General features: G+C 70.0%; 16 protein-coding genes. 7 read left to right on the top strand and 9 right to left on the bottom strand.

Annotated elements, in window-relative coordinates:
• Window positions 1-96: 96 nt before the first annotated feature.
• The 4 genes from ACIBO2_RS30910 to ACIBO2_RS30895 are packed head-to-tail and all read left to right on the top strand — an operon-like array spanning window position 97 to window position 4,724.
• Window positions 97-1,242 carry an ABC transporter substrate-binding protein gene (locus tag ACIBO2_RS30910; protein WP_358542890.1) on the top strand — a complete coding sequence of 382 codons (1,146 nt, stop codon included), beginning with the start codon at window positions 97-99 and terminating at the stop codon, window positions 1,240-1,242.
• Window positions 1,243-1,249: 7 nt separating this feature from the next.
• Window positions 1,250-2,119: a branched-chain amino acid ABC transporter permease gene (locus ACIBO2_RS30905; protein ID WP_225292901.1), complete on the top strand. Its 870-nt coding sequence runs from the start codon at window positions 1,250-1,252 to the stop codon at window positions 2,117-2,119.
• Window positions 2,116-4,026: an ATP-binding cassette domain-containing protein gene (locus tag ACIBO2_RS30900; RefSeq protein WP_397301358.1), complete on the top strand. Its 1,911-nt coding sequence runs from the start codon at window positions 2,116-2,118 to the stop codon at window positions 4,024-4,026. Before ACIBO2_RS30905 ends, ACIBO2_RS30900 begins: the two co-directional genes overlap by 4 nt.
• Window positions 4,023-4,724: an ABC transporter ATP-binding protein gene (locus ACIBO2_RS30895; protein WP_358542884.1), complete on the top strand. Its 702-nt coding sequence runs from the start codon at window positions 4,023-4,025 to the stop codon at window positions 4,722-4,724. Before ACIBO2_RS30900 ends, ACIBO2_RS30895 begins: the two co-directional genes overlap by 4 nt.
• Window positions 4,725-4,818: 94 nt before the next feature.
• Here ACIBO2_RS30895 and ACIBO2_RS30890 read toward each other — a convergent pair whose 3' ends face one another.
• The 6 genes from ACIBO2_RS30890 to ACIBO2_RS30865 form a co-directional block, all read right to left on the bottom strand.
• Window positions 4,819-5,610, bottom strand: a complete 792-nt coding sequence (locus tag ACIBO2_RS30890) for an N-acyl homoserine lactonase family protein (protein ID WP_397301354.1) — start codon at window positions 5,608-5,610, stop codon at window positions 4,819-4,821.
• Entirely contained in the window at window positions 5,607-6,944 is a 1,338-nt protein-coding gene (locus tag ACIBO2_RS30885; RefSeq protein WP_397301351.1) for an MFS transporter, read from the bottom strand. The genes ACIBO2_RS30890 and ACIBO2_RS30885 overlap by 4 nt, the downstream gene beginning before the upstream one ends.
• Window positions 6,945-7,143: 199 nt before the next feature.
• Window positions 7,144-7,809: a TetR/AcrR family transcriptional regulator gene (locus tag ACIBO2_RS30880; protein WP_357953133.1), complete on the bottom strand. Its 666-nt coding sequence runs from the start codon at window positions 7,807-7,809 to the stop codon at window positions 7,144-7,146.
• Window positions 7,775-9,883, bottom strand: coding sequence for a bifunctional sugar phosphate isomerase/epimerase/4-hydroxyphenylpyruvate dioxygenase family protein (locus ACIBO2_RS30875; protein ID WP_397301347.1), 2,109 nt, complete (start codon window positions 9,881-9,883; stop codon window positions 7,775-7,777). Before ACIBO2_RS30875 ends, ACIBO2_RS30880 begins: the two co-directional genes overlap by 35 nt.
• Window positions 9,884-9,898: 15 nt before the next feature.
• Window positions 9,899-10,753: a shikimate dehydrogenase gene (locus ACIBO2_RS30870; RefSeq protein ID WP_358542874.1), complete on the bottom strand. Its 855-nt coding sequence runs from the start codon at window positions 10,751-10,753 to the stop codon at window positions 9,899-9,901.
• Window positions 10,754-10,878: 125 nt separating this feature from the next.
• Window positions 10,879-11,841, bottom strand: coding sequence for a GNAT family N-acetyltransferase (locus tag ACIBO2_RS30865; protein ID WP_358542831.1), 963 nt, complete (start codon window positions 11,839-11,841; stop codon window positions 10,879-10,881).
• A gap of 68 nt (window positions 11,842-11,909) precedes the next feature.
• Between ACIBO2_RS30865 and ACIBO2_RS30860 the strand changes: the two genes are divergently transcribed.
• Window positions 11,910-12,230, top strand: coding sequence for an STAS domain-containing protein (locus tag ACIBO2_RS30860; protein ID WP_358542829.1), 321 nt, complete (start codon window positions 11,910-11,912; stop codon window positions 12,228-12,230).
• Here ACIBO2_RS30860 and ACIBO2_RS30855 read toward each other — a convergent pair.
• Complete coding sequence (locus ACIBO2_RS30855; RefSeq protein WP_358542825.1) at window positions 12,211-13,782, bottom strand: MDR family MFS transporter; 1,572 nt, start codon at window positions 13,780-13,782, stop codon at window positions 12,211-12,213. The two genes, ACIBO2_RS30860 and ACIBO2_RS30855, sit on opposite strands and share 20 nt — an antisense overlap.
• 109 nt (window positions 13,783-13,891) lie before the next feature.
• On the opposite strand from ACIBO2_RS30855, the gene ACIBO2_RS30850 reads away from it, so the two are divergent.
• A complete protein-coding gene (locus ACIBO2_RS30850) occupies window positions 13,892-14,437 on the top strand; it encodes a helix-turn-helix domain-containing protein (RefSeq protein ID WP_358542823.1) in 546 nt (181 codons plus the stop codon).
• Between the two features lie 73 nt (window positions 14,438-14,510).
• Window positions 14,511-14,945 (top strand): ATP-binding protein, encoded by a 435-nt coding sequence (locus ACIBO2_RS30845; RefSeq protein ID WP_358542821.1) that lies wholly within the window; start codon window positions 14,511-14,513, stop codon window positions 14,943-14,945.
• An 18-nt stretch (window positions 14,946-14,963) separates the two neighbouring features.
• Here ACIBO2_RS30845 and ACIBO2_RS30840 read toward each other — a convergent pair whose 3' ends face one another.
• Window positions 14,964-15,200 carry a hypothetical protein gene (locus ACIBO2_RS30840; protein ID WP_358542818.1) on the bottom strand — a complete coding sequence of 79 codons (237 nt, stop codon included), beginning with the start codon at window positions 15,198-15,200 and terminating at the stop codon, window positions 14,964-14,966.
• 56 nt (window positions 15,201-15,256) lie between these two features.
• Complete coding sequence (locus tag ACIBO2_RS30835; protein WP_358542815.1) at window positions 15,257-16,207, bottom strand: Ppx/GppA phosphatase family protein; 951 nt, start codon at window positions 16,205-16,207, stop codon at window positions 15,257-15,259.
• Between the last annotated feature and the right edge of the window lie 22 nt (window positions 16,208-16,229).

Below are 16,229 nucleotides of genomic sequence, written 5' to 3'. Positions count from 1 at the left end.
CGTTCGATATTTCCTCTGGTCACACCCGGCCGTATAACTAACGTACTAGTTCGTGCATTACACGGCCATGTCGAACTCCCCCAAACGAGGTGAACCGTGTTTCCCGCGAGATTCCCCATCGCCGCCGTATCGCTCATCGTCACCCTGACCGCCTGCTCCGCCCCCGGACAGCAGTCCGGCAAGCAGGCCGACGCCACCGGACCCATCAAGGTCGCCAACATCAACGCCCAGAGCGGCCAGCTCAGCTCGCTCGGCAAATGGGAGAACAAGGGCGTCAAGCTGGCCGTCGACGAGGCCAACAAGGCCGGCGGCGTCAACGGGCGGCAGATCCAGCTCGACCTGTTCGACGACCAGGGCGACCCCACGGTCGGCACGAACCTGGCCAGGAAGATCGCCGGTGAGGGCTACGTCGCCATGCTGGGCACCGCCGAGAGCGCCGTCACCCTGGCCATGGCGCCCATCCTCAAGGACGCCGGGATCCCCAACATCACCTCGGGACAGTCGCCCAAGCTCGCCGCGCTCAAGAGCCCGTTCCTGTTCCTCAACGCGCCGACCAGCGTGACCTACGACGAGACCTTGGCGAAGTACCTGGTCGACGGCAAGGGCTACAAGAAGATCGCGCTGATCAGCAACAACGGCACGTACGGCGCGGGCGAGCACGACGCGTTCCTGGCCGCGCTCAAGAGCAGGAACGTCACCCCCATCGCCGACGAGGCCGTCACCCCCGACCAGAAGGACTTCAGCGCCTCCCTCACCGCCATCCGGCAGAAGAACCCCGACGTACTGTTCGTCGGCGCCGAGGAGGTCGAGTCCGGGCTGATCGCCAAACAGGCCCGCGAGCTGGGGCTGAAGGCGGTCCTGGCGGGCGGCGCCCCCATGGGCACCGACGTGTACGTGACCACCGCGGGAGCGGACAACGCCGAGGGCTCGGTCATCAGCTCGCCCTACCTCAGCAACGACGCGAGCCAGGCGAGCAAGACCTTCTCGGCCGCCTACCAGGCCGCCTTCGGCGAGGCCGCCGAACTGCACGGTGCCAAGGCCTATGACGGAGCCAAGATCCTCATCGAGGCGCTCAAGCAGACCAAGGGCGCCGGCGGCCGGCCGCTCGCCGACGCGATCCGCGCGGTCAAGCACGACGGCCTGCTCGGCGACTTCGCCTACGACGATTCCGGGGTGGGCATCCACGCGACCCAGATCGGCCTCATCAAGGCCGGGAAGATCGTCGCCGAGTCGGCCGGCTAGGAGCACCGTGCAGGTCTTTCTGCAGACCCTCATCGGCGGCGTGACGTTCGGCGCGGTGTACGCGCTGGTCGCCATGGGCTTCTCGATCGTCTACCGCACCATGGGCCTGGTGAACTTCGCCCACGGCAACGTGGTGATGATCGGCGCCTACGCCGCGTCCAACCTGTACATGTTCGCCAAGCTGCCCTTCCCCGTCGCGGTCGCGGTGGCCATCGCCGTGACCGCGCTGATCGGCCTGGTCATCGAGCGGGTGCTGCGCCCGCTGGAGAACAAGGACTTCGACCTCATGCTGATCGGCACGATCGGCTTCGGTACCGTGCTGGAAGCCGGGGCGATCCGGGTGTTCGGCGCGACCGGCCATGCCGTTCCGTCGCCGGTGGCGACCGCGCCGCTGGACGTCGCCGGGATCAAGATCCCGACCTACAGCCTGCTGGTCATCGCCGTGGCGGCGGCGGCCACGGTCCTGCTGGGGCTGTTCCTGCAGCGCACCAAGCGCGGCGCGGCCATGCAGGCGGTCGCGATGGACCACGAGGCGGCCACCGCCGTCGGCATCCACGTCGGCCGCAGCAACGCCATGGCCTTCGCCATCGGCGCGGGCCTGGCGGCGCTGGCCGGCGGCCTCATCGGGCCGATGCTCTACGTCAACCCCACGATGGGCGGCTCGCTGGGCATCAAGGGCTTCGCCGCCGCGATCTTCGGCGGCTTCGGCAGCATGCGGGGCGCGATCGCCGGCGGCATGGCGTTCGGGCTGCTCGACTCCTTCGCGGCCGGCCATTTCCAGGAGTACTCCGAGCTGGTGACGTTCCTGGTCTTCGCCGCCATCGTGATGGTCCGCCCCACCGGCATCTTCGGAGAGACGACGGTGAACCGAGCGTGAAACGGCTGATCCCTCTCATCGCCGCCGCCGTGGCGGCCTGGCTGCTGCCGTACGGGCTGGGCGGCTACGCGATCCACGTCGTCGACGTGGCGATCATCTTCGCGGTCCTCGGCATCGGGCTCGGGCTGGCCATGGGCGTGGCCGGGCAGATCAACCTGGCGCAGATCGCCTTCTTCGGCGTCGGCGCCTACGCCGTCGCCATCCTCACCACCCGGGCCGGGCTCGGCTTCTGGACCGCCGCCGCGCTGGCCCTGCTGGCCGCCGTCCTCGTCGGGCTGCTGGTGGGCCTGCCCGCGCTGCGGATGCAGTCGCACTATCTGGGCATCGTCACGCTCGGGCTGGCGCTGGCCTTCGTCAACTGGATCACCAACGCGACCATCGCCGGGCGGGCCGAGGGCATCAGCGACATCCCGGTGCCGCCGCTGTTCGGGGTGGACCTGTCCAGTGAGTACCTCTTCTACTACGTCGAACTGGTGGTGTTCGCGCTCGCGCTGGCGTTCGCGCTGTTCGTGACCCACTCGCCGCTCGGCCGCCGGCTGCGCGCCATGCGCGACGACGACCTGGCCGCCGGCGCGCTCGGCGCGGAGATCCCGCTGCTGCGCATGACCGCCTTCGTGCTGTCCGGCCTGTACGGCGGGATCGCCGGGGTGCTGTACGCCGGGCTCATCCGCTTCGTGGCGCCGGAGACGTTCAGCATCGCCAACATGTTCCTCCTGCTGGCCATGGTGATCATCGGCGGGCGGCGGAGCATCCTCGGCTGCGTCGTCGGGGCGGTGGCGCTGTCGCTGGTCCGGGAGGCGCTGCTGGACGTGTCGGCCTACGCCCAGCTCGGGTACGGCAGCGTGGTCGTCCTCGTGGTGGTCTTCGCCCCCACCGGGCTGGCCGGACTGCCCGCCCGGCTCCGGCGCCGCCGGGCCGCCGGGGCGAGAGCCGCACTGGGCGCCTTCCAGCCGTACGACCGCGCGGATGGCTTGGGGGACGGCCGGGCGGACGAGCAGGCGCACGAACGGACCGATGACCGAGTAGGCGCGGACGCGGGCTCGGGCGCGGATCTGCTGGAGGTCGACGGGGTGACCATGCGGTTCAAGGGGCTGACCGCGCTCGACCAGGTGTCGCTCACGATCACGGCCGGCGAGATCCGCGGCGTCGTGGGGCCGAACGGGTCGGGCAAGACGACGCTGTTCAACGTCGTGAGCGGCTTCTACACGCCGACCTCCGGCCGGGTCATCTTCCGGGAGCGGGAGGTCACCGGCGCGGCTCCGTACCGGCTGTCGCAGCTGGGGGTGGCGCGCACGTTCCAGAACCTGCGGCTGTTCGGCGACCTCACCGTCCGGGAGAACATCCTGGTCGGCCTGGATCGCACGCGGACGCGCTGGGTCTGGCGATACCTCGTGCTGCCCTGGAGCGTGCTCGGGTTCGAGCGGGCGCTGCGGGTGCGGGCCGATGAACTGATCGACCGGTTCGGGCTGCGGGACTTCGCCGACGCGGCGCCGCGCGCCCTGCCGTACGGGATCCAGCGGCGGATCGAGATGGCCCGCGCGATGGCGATGGCGCCCGCGCTGCTGCTGCTCGACGAGCCGGCGGCCGGGCTCAACGGCGAGGAGGTACGGCAGCTCGCCGAGATCGTCCGCTCGATCCGGGACTCCGGCGTGACGGTCGTGGTGATCGAGCACAACATGGGCCTGGTCATGTCGCTGTGCGACCGGGTCACCGTACTGTCCGGCGGAAAGGTCATCGCCGACGGCGCGCCCGCGGACGTCGCCGTCCAGCCGGACGTGGTCGCGGCCTACCTGGGCGACTCGATGTCCGCGCCGTCCCGGACCGCCGCCGAGTCCGCCGCCGGCTCCGATGCCGAGTCCGCCGCCGAGTCTGATGCCGGGTCCGCTGCCGAGGAGGCCACCAGATGAGCACGCTGATCGTCGAAGGACTGTCGGTGCACTACGGCGGGGTGCGGGCCGCCCGCGACGTGAGCTTCACGGTGGAGCCGGGTCAGTCGCTGGGCATCATCGGCGCCAACGGGGCGGGCAAGACCTCCACGCTCAAGGCCGTCATGGGCCTGGCGCCCCGGCAGGCCAGGCGCATCGCCTTCGGCGCGCACGACCTGCTGCGGGCGCCCGCGCACACCCTGGTCCGCCACGGCATCGGGTACGTCCCCGAGGGGCGGCACGTGTTCCCGGGGCTCTCCGTGGAGAAGAACCTGCTGCTGGGCGCATACACCGGCAACTGGAAGCGGACGCCGATCGGTGAGGTCTACGACCTGTTCCCGGTGCTCGGCGAGATGCGGCACCGCCTGGCCGGGGCGCTGTCCGGGGGTCAGCAGCAGATGCTGGCGATCGGCCGCGCGCTCATGTGCCGACCCCGGGTGATGCTGCTCGACGAGCCGTCCATGGGACTGTCGCCGATCCTGGTCGAGGAGATCGTGACCGGGCTGAAGAGGCTGAACGCCGACGGGCTGAGCATCCTGCTGGTCGAGCAGAACGCCAAGCTCACCTTCGATGTCACCTCCGCCTGCCTGGTCATGGAGAACGGGGAGATCGCGGCCACCGGCACCTCGGCCGCCCTGCGGGTCGATCCCCAGGTCCGGCGCATCTACCTCGGCCTGTGAGCCCCTTCGGTACTCCCATCGATGCTCCCCGCCCGTGCTCCCGCAGGTCCTCCACCGGTGCTCCTGCAGTCCTTCGCCGGTGCTCCGGTGGGTGCTACGGGGCGATCACGGCGACCCGGCCGCTCAGGGCCCCGGTGAGCGGCGGGAAGCGGGTGAGCACCTCAGGATCATGGCCGGCCACCACCAGGTGCGGACCGTCGGCGAGCTCGTTGATCCGGTCGAAGGCCCCGTACATGCCGGTCATGCTGTGCAGGATCGGGAACGGCCGGTCGTCCTCGAGGTTCTCGTAGAAGTGGCTCGCGTCCGAGGCGATCACCACGTGGCCGCGTGCGGTCCGGATCCGTACCACCTGCATGCCCGCTGTATGCCCGCCGACCAGGTGGACGCTCAGCCCGGGGACCACCTCGGCGTCGCCGTCGAGCAGGCCCATCCGGCCTTCCTTCTCCGCCACCCGCAGCCGCGCCACGTCGTCCTCGTCCATCAGCCAGCGCTCCCTGGCGACGCGCCGGGCCCAGGGGCCGGTCCAGTAGTCGAGCTCGGCGCGCTGCAGGACGTACCGGGCGGCGCCGAAGTCGCGGGCCGTGCCGGTGTGGTCGTAGTGCAGGTGGGTGAGCACCACGTGGCCGACCGCGTCGGCGTCCACACCCAGCTCGGCCATCGTCTCGGCGGGTGCGGCCAGGTAGTCGAGGCCGTCGATCCGGGCGGCGCGGGCGCGGCTGATGCCGGTGTCGATGACAACGGTGTGCCGGTCGGAGACGGCCAGCCAGGTGTAGTAGGCCGTCGGGTGCGGCTCGCCCACCCGCCCGTCGTGACCGTGGAAGTGCTCACCGCGCAGGGCGGCGCGCCGCGCGTACTGGATGGCGTAGACACGGAACTCGTCGCTCACGTCGCACGCGCCGTCGCGGTCGGTGCGGGGGTGGCGGGCTTGACGCCGAGTTGGTCGGTGGGGATCCGGTACGTCTCCCGCGCCGTGGCGACGGCGGCCACGTTGATCAGGCACAGCACTGCGGTGAGCAGTGAGACGCCCAGCCAGCTGTCCCGGCCCGTACCGGCCACCGCCGTGGCGAGCGTGGGCGCGAACCCGGCGATGGCGAACCCGATCTGCGTGCCGATCGCCATCCCGGACAGCCGTACCCGGGTGCTGAACATCTCGCCGTAGAACGACGGCCAGACCCCGCTGGTCGCGCTGTGCACGACACCGAACATCAGGATCCCCGCCGCGAAGATCAGCGGATAGCCGCCGGTCGAGATCGCCCAGAGGTAGGCGAAGATCAGCACCGCGCACCCCAGCGAGCCGCCGATGAACACCGGCTTGCGCCCCACCCGGTCCGACAGCTTCCCCCACAGCGGGATCGTGATCACCGCCGCGACATTAGCCAGCACACCGACCCACAGCATCGGCGCGCGTTCCAGCCCCATCGTGTTGACCGCGTACGACAGCGCGTGCACGGTGAAGATCGTGCTCACCGACGCGATCACCGCGGCCACGATCACCCGCAGGACGTCCGTCCCGTGCTCGCGGAACAGCACGACCAGCGGCAGCTTGGCGACGCCGTTCTCGGCGACCTCCCGCTCGAAGGCGGGCGTCTCCTCCAGCGTGCGGCGGATCACGAACCCGACGGCCGCCACCACAATGCTCAGCCAGAACGGCACCCGCCAGCCCCAGCTCAGCAGCTGCTCCTCGGGCAGTGCCGCGATCGGCAGGAAGATCGCGGTCGCGATGATCTGCCCGGCCTGCGTGCCGTTGAGCGTGAAGCTGGTGTAGTAGGCGCGGCGGCCCTCCGGGGCGTGTTCGAGGGTCATGGAGTTCGCGCCCGCCTGCTCACCCGAGACGGAGAAGCCCTGCATCAGCCGCAGCACCACCAGCAGCACCGGTGCCAGCACCCCGACCTGGTCGTAGGTGGGCAGGCAGCCGACCAGGAACGTCGACAGCCCCATCAGCACCAGCGTGGAGACCAGCACCTTCTTGCGGCCGAACTTGTCCCCCACGTGCCCGAGCACGAACGCGCCGACAGGCCTGGCCAGGTAGCCGACGCCGAACGTGGCCAGGGCCAGCAGCGTTCCGGTGCCCGGGGCGGACGAAGGGAAGAAGACCTTGCCGAAGACCAGGGCGGCGGCGGTGCCGTAGATGAAGAAGTCGTAGTACTCCAGGGCGCTGCCGATCCAGGCGGCGATCGCGGCCTTGCGCGGCTTTCCCTGGGGAGTGGGGATGTCGGTCACGGGGCTCCTCCCGGGTGAGAATAGCCCCGAAACTAACTCACTGGTTCGTACATTACAAGGGTGTGAACGAACCCTCTCCCGAGCGGCCGAGATCGGGTGCGGCAGTCCGGCCGCAGGTGGGCGGCACTACACGGAGCGCTGGCGCTACGCGAGTGGGCGGCACTACGCGGGCGATTGGCACTACGCGAAGGCGTCGACGCTACGCGGGGGCGCCGGCGCCACGCAGGTAGGCGACGGTCAGCTCGCCGACCATCGTGCGCAGCCGGGCGCGGTGCTCCGGCGCGGTCATGTCGCGGCCGAACAACGCCCCGAACGTGTGCTGGTTGGCGACCCGGAAGAAGCAGAACGCGCTGATCATCATGTGCACGTCTATGGCATCGGCCTCGGTGACGAAGTCGCCGGACTCCTGCCCCGCGTCGAGGATGCGGGAGATGATGTCGAGCACGGGCGCGCCCAGATTGGCCAGCACCTCGGACTTGCGGATGTGCTCGGCCTCGTGGATGTTCTCGATGCCGACCAGTTTGATGAAGTCGCGGTGCGCGTCGTGGTGGTCGAACGTCAGCTCCGCCAGCGTGCGGATGGCCTCCACCGGCGCCAGGTGCGCCACGTCGACGGTCCGCTCGGCGGCCCGCACCTCGGTGTACGCCTTCTCCAGGACCGCGATGTAGAGCTGCTCCTTGCCGCCGAAATAGTAGTAGATCATGCGCTTGGTGGTGCGCGTCCGCTCGGCGATCTCGTCCACCCTGGCGCCGGCGTACCCGTGCCGCGCGAACTCCCGCTGCGCGACCTGAAGGATCTCCGCCTTGGTCCGGTCGGCGTCACGCTGACGTTCACCGGCGGCGCGAGCGAGTGGCTGCGAGGTCATGGGGCTCCACGGTCGGGCCGACGGGGGTCGCGTTCATCCTAGATGACGGCTCTCCTTGCGAGGCGTGTCCTTCCCGGGCGTGCTGGGCGGCCAGGCGGACGGGCGCGTTGGCGGCGCCGTACCCCTGATAGCCGCCGACGCGCTGGACGAGCTCGAAGAACACCCGCCCGGCCGTGATCGTGTACAGGTGGAGGAACTCCCCCTGCTCGTCCCTGTCGTACAGCAGGCCGAGCTCCCGCAGCTCGGGTGGCACGTCGTAGCGGGCGGCGAGGTCGTCGTAGTAGTTGGCGGGGACGGCGAGCAGCAGGTCGGGGTGTAGGGCGCGCAGCCTGCGGGCGGTGGCCACGATGTCGTCGCAGGCCAGGGCGATGTGCTGCCAGGGGATGTGCTGGGCGCCGACCTGGTTGATGTTGAGCACCATCCGTACGGCGCCGTCCGCCGTGGACATCGCCTTGCTGCGCAGCAGGCCGTAGGGGTCGGGGACCTCCAGGCTCTCCTGGGGGCGCAGGCCGAGGACGGTGCGGTAGAACAGTGCGGCCTCGTCGAAGTGGTGCCTGGGCTGGGTGAGCGCCACGTGGTCGATGTGGGTGATGCCTCCGGCCGCCGGTTCACCCTCCGCGCGGGGCTCGAAGTCGTCGGTCCAGCTGGAATGGTCGGGGTGTCCGGTGCGGCAGAAGAAGAGCTCGGTCCCGTCCGGTGCGGCGATCGCGTCCAGCCTGGCGTCCCGAGGGGCGCGGTGGCGGGGCAGGACCGGTGACAGCAGCGACTCGGCGCGCCGCACGGAACCAGCGGGGTCCGGGCTCTCCAGCCCGATCGCCGCGAGCGCGGGTCCGTCGCCGGTGGCGTTGAGCAGGATCCGGGCCTCTCCCTGTTCCCAGAGTTCGACCGGCTTGTGGGCATGTGTTCCGGTGCGGACGAACCCGAGAGCCGCCAGCAGCCCGCCCACCTCGTACGCATGACCGGACTGCCCACGCGACTCCCCCGGTCCGGGCAACTCGCCGGACGCTCCAGACAGGTCGGCGGACGCTCCAGACAGGTCGGCGGACGCCCTGGGCAGCTCGCCGGACGCCCCAGACCGGCCCCCGGATCCTCCGTACAGGGCGGCGGATCCCCCAGGCAGGTCGGCGGGAGGGACAGACAACTCGGCGAACGCGAAGCCGGACGGGATGACCGGAGGCGGGACTAGCGGAGACGGGACTAGCGGAGCCAGGCTGACGGGAGCTGGGCTGACCGTGGACAGGATCGGCGGGGTCACGCCGCGTCGCAGGGCCGTGGCCTCCTCCAGGGCGATGAGCGACCGCATGGCGTCCAGGGCCGTCCGGCCGGCGTCGGCCTGCCGGAAGCCGTCGTTGAACACCTCCAGCGACAGCGGCCCGGCGTACCCGGCGTCCAGCACATGACTCACCAGTCCGGCCAGGTCGAAGGTGCCCTGGCCGGGGAAGCACCGGTAGTGCCTGCTCCACTGCAGCACGTCCATCGCCAGCAGCGGCGCGTCGGCCAGCTGCAGGAAGAACACCCGGTCGCCCGGGATCGCCTCGATGCCGATCGGGTCGGAGCCGCGCGACAGGATGTGGAAGCTGTCGAGGCAGGTGCCGAGATTCGGGTGGCCGGCCATGCGTACGATCCGCCAGGCGTGCAGATATTCGTTGACGTGCCGGCCCCAGGCCAGCGCCTCGTAGGCGATCCTGATGCCGTGTCCGGCGGCGCGTTCGGCGAGCAGGCGCAGCTGCTCGGCGGCCAGCTCGTCGTCGTCGGCCGCGTCGGGCGACACGCTGGAGCAGACCAGCAGCGTGGTGGCGCCGAGGCGTTCCATCAGCTCGAACTTGCGCTCGGCCCGGCGCAGGTTGCGGGCCAGTACGTCGCCGGGCACCGCCTCGAAGTCGCGGAACGGCTGGTACAGGTCGATACCGAGACCCAGATCCGCGGCCCTGGCGCGCACCTCCTCCGGGCTCAGCGGGGAGACGAGGAGGTCGTTCTCGAAGATCTCCACGCCGTCGAAGCCCGCGGCGGAGATGGCGGCCAGCTTCTCCGCCAGCGTCCCGCTGACCGAGACGGTGGCGATGGACTTGCGCATGAGGGGACCTCCCGGTCAGGCGTCGATCAGGTCGGTGAGGTGTGTGAGCATCCGTTCGGCGTCGGGCTCGCGGCCCGTGAACAGGCGGAAAGCGTGCGCGGCCTGGAAGACCACCATGCCGCCGCCGTGCATGGTCCGGCAGCCGAGCGCCCTGGCCCTGCGCAGCAGCTCGGTCTCCAGGGGCCGGTAGACGATGTCGGCCACCCACAGCTCCGGCCGCAGCAGTTCAGCGGGGAGCGGCAGCCCGGGGTGCTGCGCCATCCCGGTGGGGGTCGCGTGCACCAGCCCGTCCGCCGTCGCGAGCAGCCCGCCCAGCTCGGCCTGGGCCGCGGTGCGGATCCGGTCCGGCCCGAACCGGCCGGCCAGGTCGGCGGCGAGCGAGGCCGCCCGGCTTTCGGCGGCGTCGACCAGTACGACCTGATCGGCGCCGAGTGTCAGCAGGGCGTGCGCCACCGCGGCCCCCGCCCCGCCCGCGCCCAGCTGCACCACCCGCCGGGTCGGCGCGTCGGGCAGCCCCCGGGCGAACGACTCCGCGAACCCGGCCCAGTCGGTGTTGTGCCCCACGGCCCGCCGCCCCTCGAACACGACGGTGTTGACCGCGCCGAGCATCGCCGCGTCCGGAGACAGCTCGTCCAGGAAAGGGATCACGGTCTGCTTGCACGGGTGGGTGATGTTGAGGCCGTCGTACCCGAGCCGCCGCGCCGTACGGACCAGCTCACCCACGGCGTCGGCCCCCAGCCCCAGCTCGCCGATGTCGAGCAGCCGGTAGACATAGCGCACGCCGTGCGCGTCGGCTTCGCGCTCGTGCAGCGCGGGGCTGAACGACGGGCCGATCCCGGCGCCGATCAGGCCGATCAGATAGGAGCTCATCCGCTCTCACTCTCCTCCAGTTCCATCAAATGTACGAACTAGTACGTTCGTACGCTAGGCCGGAAGGAGCACCACCCGTGAGACCCAACCGTAAGACGGGGGCCGGTGGGCTCAGGCGGGGCGGATCAGGCGGCTCGGGTGGGGCGGATCAGCCGGCGCCAGACGTCGATCACCAGGACCGGCCGCATGCCCGCCGACAGGTAGAGGTCGAGTGCGGGCGAGGTGTTGTTGGAGTCGACGTGCAGCAGCGTCCCCCGCCGCCCGCGCGCCGCGTCGGCGGCGAAGGCGTGCCGCAGCAGGAAGCGGCCCAGCCCCTTCCCCCGGTGCTCGGGCAGGACGGCCAGCGTGGCGACGTAGCCGCAGTCCTCGTCCGGCACGAACTGGTTGTTGCCGATCACCACCGCCGCCGGCCGCCCGTCGATCCTGGCGACGGCGAGTTGGGTCCAGTCGGTGATGCTCTGCGCCTGCCTGCGTTCGAGCCAATGGTCGTAGTCGTTCTTGACGAAGCCGAAGTGGTCGGCGAACGCCTCCTGGTAGATCTGGTGCGCCTCCCGGCGGACGGCGTCGGTCTCCCCGCTGTGGAGGGTCAGCCCGGGGATCGGGGTGGGCGGCTCGACCGGGCCCTCGTGGTCGACGCGCATGCGGTGGAAGCTGGTGCCGGGCTCGAAACCGCGCTCCTTGGCCAGCGCCTGCTTGACGGTGTCGGCCCGGTAGATGCCGATGTCGACCGTGGCGGCGTCGTGGCCCCGCTCCAGCGCCAGCTCCCCGGCGCGGTCGAGGACGAGGCGCCAGAGCTCGTCGGCGAGCCCTTCGACGCCTGGGCGCACGAGGACCTCGATGTCGAGCATGTCGCTGTCGCCCTTGGCGCCCGCCCAGGCCCAGCCGACCAGCGTGCCGTCGGCGTCGTGGACGAGCCAGCCGTCGGTGTCGAGGTTGAAGTCCGGCTCGGCCAGCTCGTCGGCGATGTCGGCGAGCGTGGCGTCGGGAACACCGATGACGGCCAGGTCGCAGGCCGCGACGAGCTCGTGGATGGCGGGGGCGTCCGCCGCTCGTGGGCGGCTGAACCGATGGGCAGCAGAGGGCTTCATAGCGGCGATTTTCCCGAACCCGGGCGCCCCACGCCTCCCATTATCCGCGCGGTGGATAAGCTGAGACGGTGCTCGACAAGACGCCGCTGCGCATCGATGTCGCCACGCTGGACGGAATGACGATCCGGCTGGCGCTCAGCGGCGACCTCGACTTCGACACCGCCGCCGAGCTATCGGGGCTGACGTTCGACGCCGGTTATCGCCGGCTCGACCTCGATCTGTCGGAGCTGGCCTTCATCGACTCCTCCGGTCTGGCCGCTCTCGTACGCCTCCAGCGGCAGGTCGAGGGCGCCGACGCCGAGTTGCGCGTGGTGGCGTTGACGCCCTATCTGCGTAACCTGATGCGGATGACCGGGCTCGACAAGCTGTTCAGCCTGCCGCCGGGCTGACCGCCTCCTGCTGGGCGGCGTCGGCCGACGGGCCCCCGCGCAGGGGGATCTCCTTGATGAAGACCGCCAGCACCGGCACGGCCACGGCGAACATGATGGCCCACCAGAAGACGCCGGAGATCGACGCCGCGAGTGATTCCAGCAGGCCGATGCGCATCTGCGGCGGCATCTGGCCGAGCGTCGCCGGGTCCAACCGGCCGCCGCCCTTGGCGATCTTGTCCGCCGCCTGCGGGCCGAACCGGCCGGTCAGCTCGGACAGGAGGTGGTTGTTGAAGATGGCGCCGAACATCGAGACGCCGAACGAGCCGCCGATCGAGCGGAAGAACGTGGCGGCGCTGCTGGAGACGCCGAGGTCCTTCTGCTCGACGCTGTTCTGCGCGATGAGCATCGTGGTCTGCATGAGGAAGCCCATGCCGAGGCCGAGGACGGCGATGTAGACGCCCGTCCGCCAGCTGGGCGTGGCGACGTCCATGGTCGACAGCAGCCACATGGCCACGGCCATGCCGACGCCGCCGAGCACCGGGTAGATCTTGTACTTGCCCGTGGCGGTGATGGCCCGGCCGACGAACAGCGACACCACCATGGCCGAGGCCATCATCGGCAGCAGTAGCAGGCCCGAGTTGGTCGCCGAGGCGCCCTGAACCGTCTGCTGGAACAGCGGCAGGAAGTTGATGGCGCCGAACATGGCGAAGCCGAGCAGAAAGCCGATGCCCGAGATCAGGGCGAAGTTGCGGTTGCGGAACAGCTGGAGCGGCATGATCGGCTCGGCCGCCCTGCCTTCGGCGAAGATGAACACCGCCAGCGTGACCACGGCGAGCGCGGCCAGAGTGAGGATCTGCCAGGAGCCCCAGCCGTACTGGTTGCCGCCCCAGGTGGTGATGAGGACCATCGCGGTGATGCTGACGGACAGCAGGATCGCGCCCAGCCAGTCGATCCGCACCCGGTTGTGCAGCTTGGGGAGCTTCAACCTCAGCGCCAGCACGACCAGGGCGATGGCGCCGACCGGCAGGTTCACGTAGAAGGCCCAGCGCCAGTCGAGGTTGTCGGTGATGAAGCCGCCCACCAGCGGGCCGGCGATCATGGCCAGCGACATGACGCCCGCCATGATGCCCTGGTACTGGCCGCGCTCGCGGGGCGGCACCAGGTCGCCGATGATGGCCATCACGTTGACCACGAGGCCGCCGGCGCCCAGACCCTGCAGCGCGCGGAACCCGATCAGCTCGGCCATTCCGCCGTCGGGGCCGCCGAGCAGGGAGGAGCCCGCCATCCCGCAGAGCATGGAGCCGATCATGAAGATCACGATCGAGATCATGAAGATGGTCTTACGGCCGTACAGGTCGCCGATCTTTCCCCAGATGGGGGTGGAGACGGTCGTACCGAGAACGTAGGCTGTGACGACCCATGACAGATGGGTCAGTCCCCCGAGTTCGCCGACGATGCGCGGCATCGCCGTACCCATGATCATGTTGTCGAGCATGGCGAGGAGCATCGCGAGCATCAGCCCGGGCAGGACCACCATGACTTCACGCCGTCGTGCGACCGTTTCCGCCATACACACCCCCACAGGACGTCCTTGCTTACCTGCCGACCGGCAAGCATAGAATAAGCTAGAAACCTTACTTGCCGACGGTCAAGTCGATACAAGTCGAAATAGGTGCACATTGCGGGAAGACACGCGGAGCCGGATCCAGGAGATCGCGCTCAAGCTCTTCATCGAGCAGGGTTACGAAGCGACCTCGCTGCGAGAGATCGCGGAGGAGCTCGGCGTGACGAAGGCGGCGCTCTACTACCACTTCAAGACCAAGGAAGACATCGTCGCCAGCCTGGCCGACCTGCGGGTGGCGGACATGGAGGAGCTCCTGGCCTGGTTCAGGAGCCGGTCGAACACGCCGGAGACGCGCCGCGAGCTGCTCCTGCGCTACGCCGACAAGCTGACGAACGAGCGCTACCTCGAGGTCGCCCGCTTCATGGAGCGCAACCAGACGGCGCTGCGCGATCACCCGAAGATCCTTCGGATGCGCGAGGTGATGCTGGAGCTGACCTCCGAGGTCACCGATCCCGGCGACCCGCTGGCCGTGCGCATCAGCCGCTCGATGGCGCTGTTCACGCTGCACGCCGGCAAGTGGATGACGCAGGACGAGAAGCTGACCGAAGAGGAGATCAGCCAGGCCGCGATGGAGGTGGCGCTCCGCCTCATGGAACCGTAGGGACGATTGGGGCGGGTCTGAATGGGCAGAGGAGTGGCCACTGACGCGTCCAAGGGACTACGGAGGAGGTGCGGTGGAGGCCACGATAGCGCTCCGGCTGCCCAGGGATGCGGCCAGCGTCCCCCTGATCAGGCAGATGTTCGACGGCACACTGAGGTCATTGGGGGTGGAGCCGCAGATCCGCGACGACATCGAGCTCATGCTCACCGAGGCGTGTTCCAATGTCGTCAGGCACGCGGGCCCCAGCGACGAGTTCGTGGTGAGCGCGGGGGTCTACGACAAGCTCTGCGTCATCAGAGTGATCGACATGGGCGGCGGCTTCGACCCGCCACCCAACAACGGCGGGGCGGCGCCCAACGCCGAGTCCGGCCGGGGGATCCAGATCATGCGGGCGCTGGCCGACGACATCCGCTTCACCAACCGGCACGAGGACGGGTCGGTGGTATGCCTGGAGAAGCGCCTGCGCTTCGCGCCGGGCGCGGCGGGGCCGCACTTCATCGCCAACTGAAAAGCACGACCCCCACGCTCAGGCGGACGGTCGTACCTGCTCACCCCTCCTCCCCAATCGTGTTCTCCCAATCGTCGTCCCCCGCAACCGTGCCTCGAGCCCTCCCATGACCGGCCGCGCCTCGGGCTTGTGGGCCGTCGATCCCGCCATCAGCGCGAGCGCGAGCAGGACGGCCACGGAGATGAGGAAGACGGCCAGGAACGCCAGGATGAGGACGATCACCAGCGAGGCGATCGTGCTGAGCACTGCCAACATCAGCCGGAGATGCCCCGAGAACCGGCAGTTATGCGCGAGATTCGGGTAGATCGCGGTTACCTCGACGTCACATCCGGCCGACTGGGCAGCATGTCGAGGCGACGCAGGATGACGCCCTCGCGCAGCGCCCAGGGGCAGACCTCCAGCCGGTCGACCTCGAAGAGGTCCATGGTCGCGTGGGCCACGATGGCCCCCGCGGCCAGCTGCGCGGCCCGCCCGTCGGACACGCCCGACAGCGCGGCCCGCTCGGCCGAGCTCATGGTGGTCAGCTTGACGGCCCACTCGGCCATGTCCTGCCGCGACAGCGACCGGGAGACATAGAGGCCGTCGTTGGTGGGCGCGGCCCCGGCGATCCTGGCCAGCTGTTTGAAGGTCTTGGAGGTGGCCACGGCCCGGTTGGGCTCGCCGTATCGGACGATGTCGCCGACCGTGCGGGCGATCTGGGCGCGTACGTGCCGGCGCAGGTTGCGGACCTCGTCGGCGGACGGCGGGTCGGAGGCGAACCAGCCGCGGGTGAGCCGCCCCGCGCCGAGCGGCAGCGAGACGGCGACGTCGGGCTCCTCGTCGACCCCGGCGGCGATCTCCAGCGAGCCGCCCCCGATGTCGAAGGCGAGCAGCCGCCCCGACGACCAGCCGAACCAGCGCCGCACGGCCAGGAACGTCAGCCTGGCCTCGTCGCTGCCGGACAGGACCTCGATGTGCACGCCGCAGCGGTCGTTGATCTGCGCTAGCACGTGCTCGCCGTTGGCGGCCTCGCGCACGGCCGAGGTGGCGAAGGCCAGGAAGTTTTCCACGCCTTTGTCCTCGGCGATGCTCAGCGCCTCCTCGACGAACTCGCCGAGCCGCTCGATGCCCTCGGCGGACAGCTCGTTGCGCTCGTCGAGGTGCTCGGTCAGCCGCAGCTCCTCCTTGTGCGAGTAGGCGGGCAGTGGCCGCGCGCCGCGGTGGGCATCCACGACGAGTAGGTGGACGGTGTTCGAGCCGATGTCCAGCACGCCGAGTCGCATGAGGAAACGCTACCGGTCAACC

The sequence above is a fragment of the Nonomuraea sp. NPDC050022 genome, assembly GCF_044460705.1.
Taxonomy (GTDB): Bacteria; Actinomycetota; Actinomycetes; order Streptosporangiales; family Streptosporangiaceae; genus Nonomuraea.
Note: the sequence above shows the minus strand (reverse complement) of the source record. Positions and strands in the feature narration are given on the sequence as shown.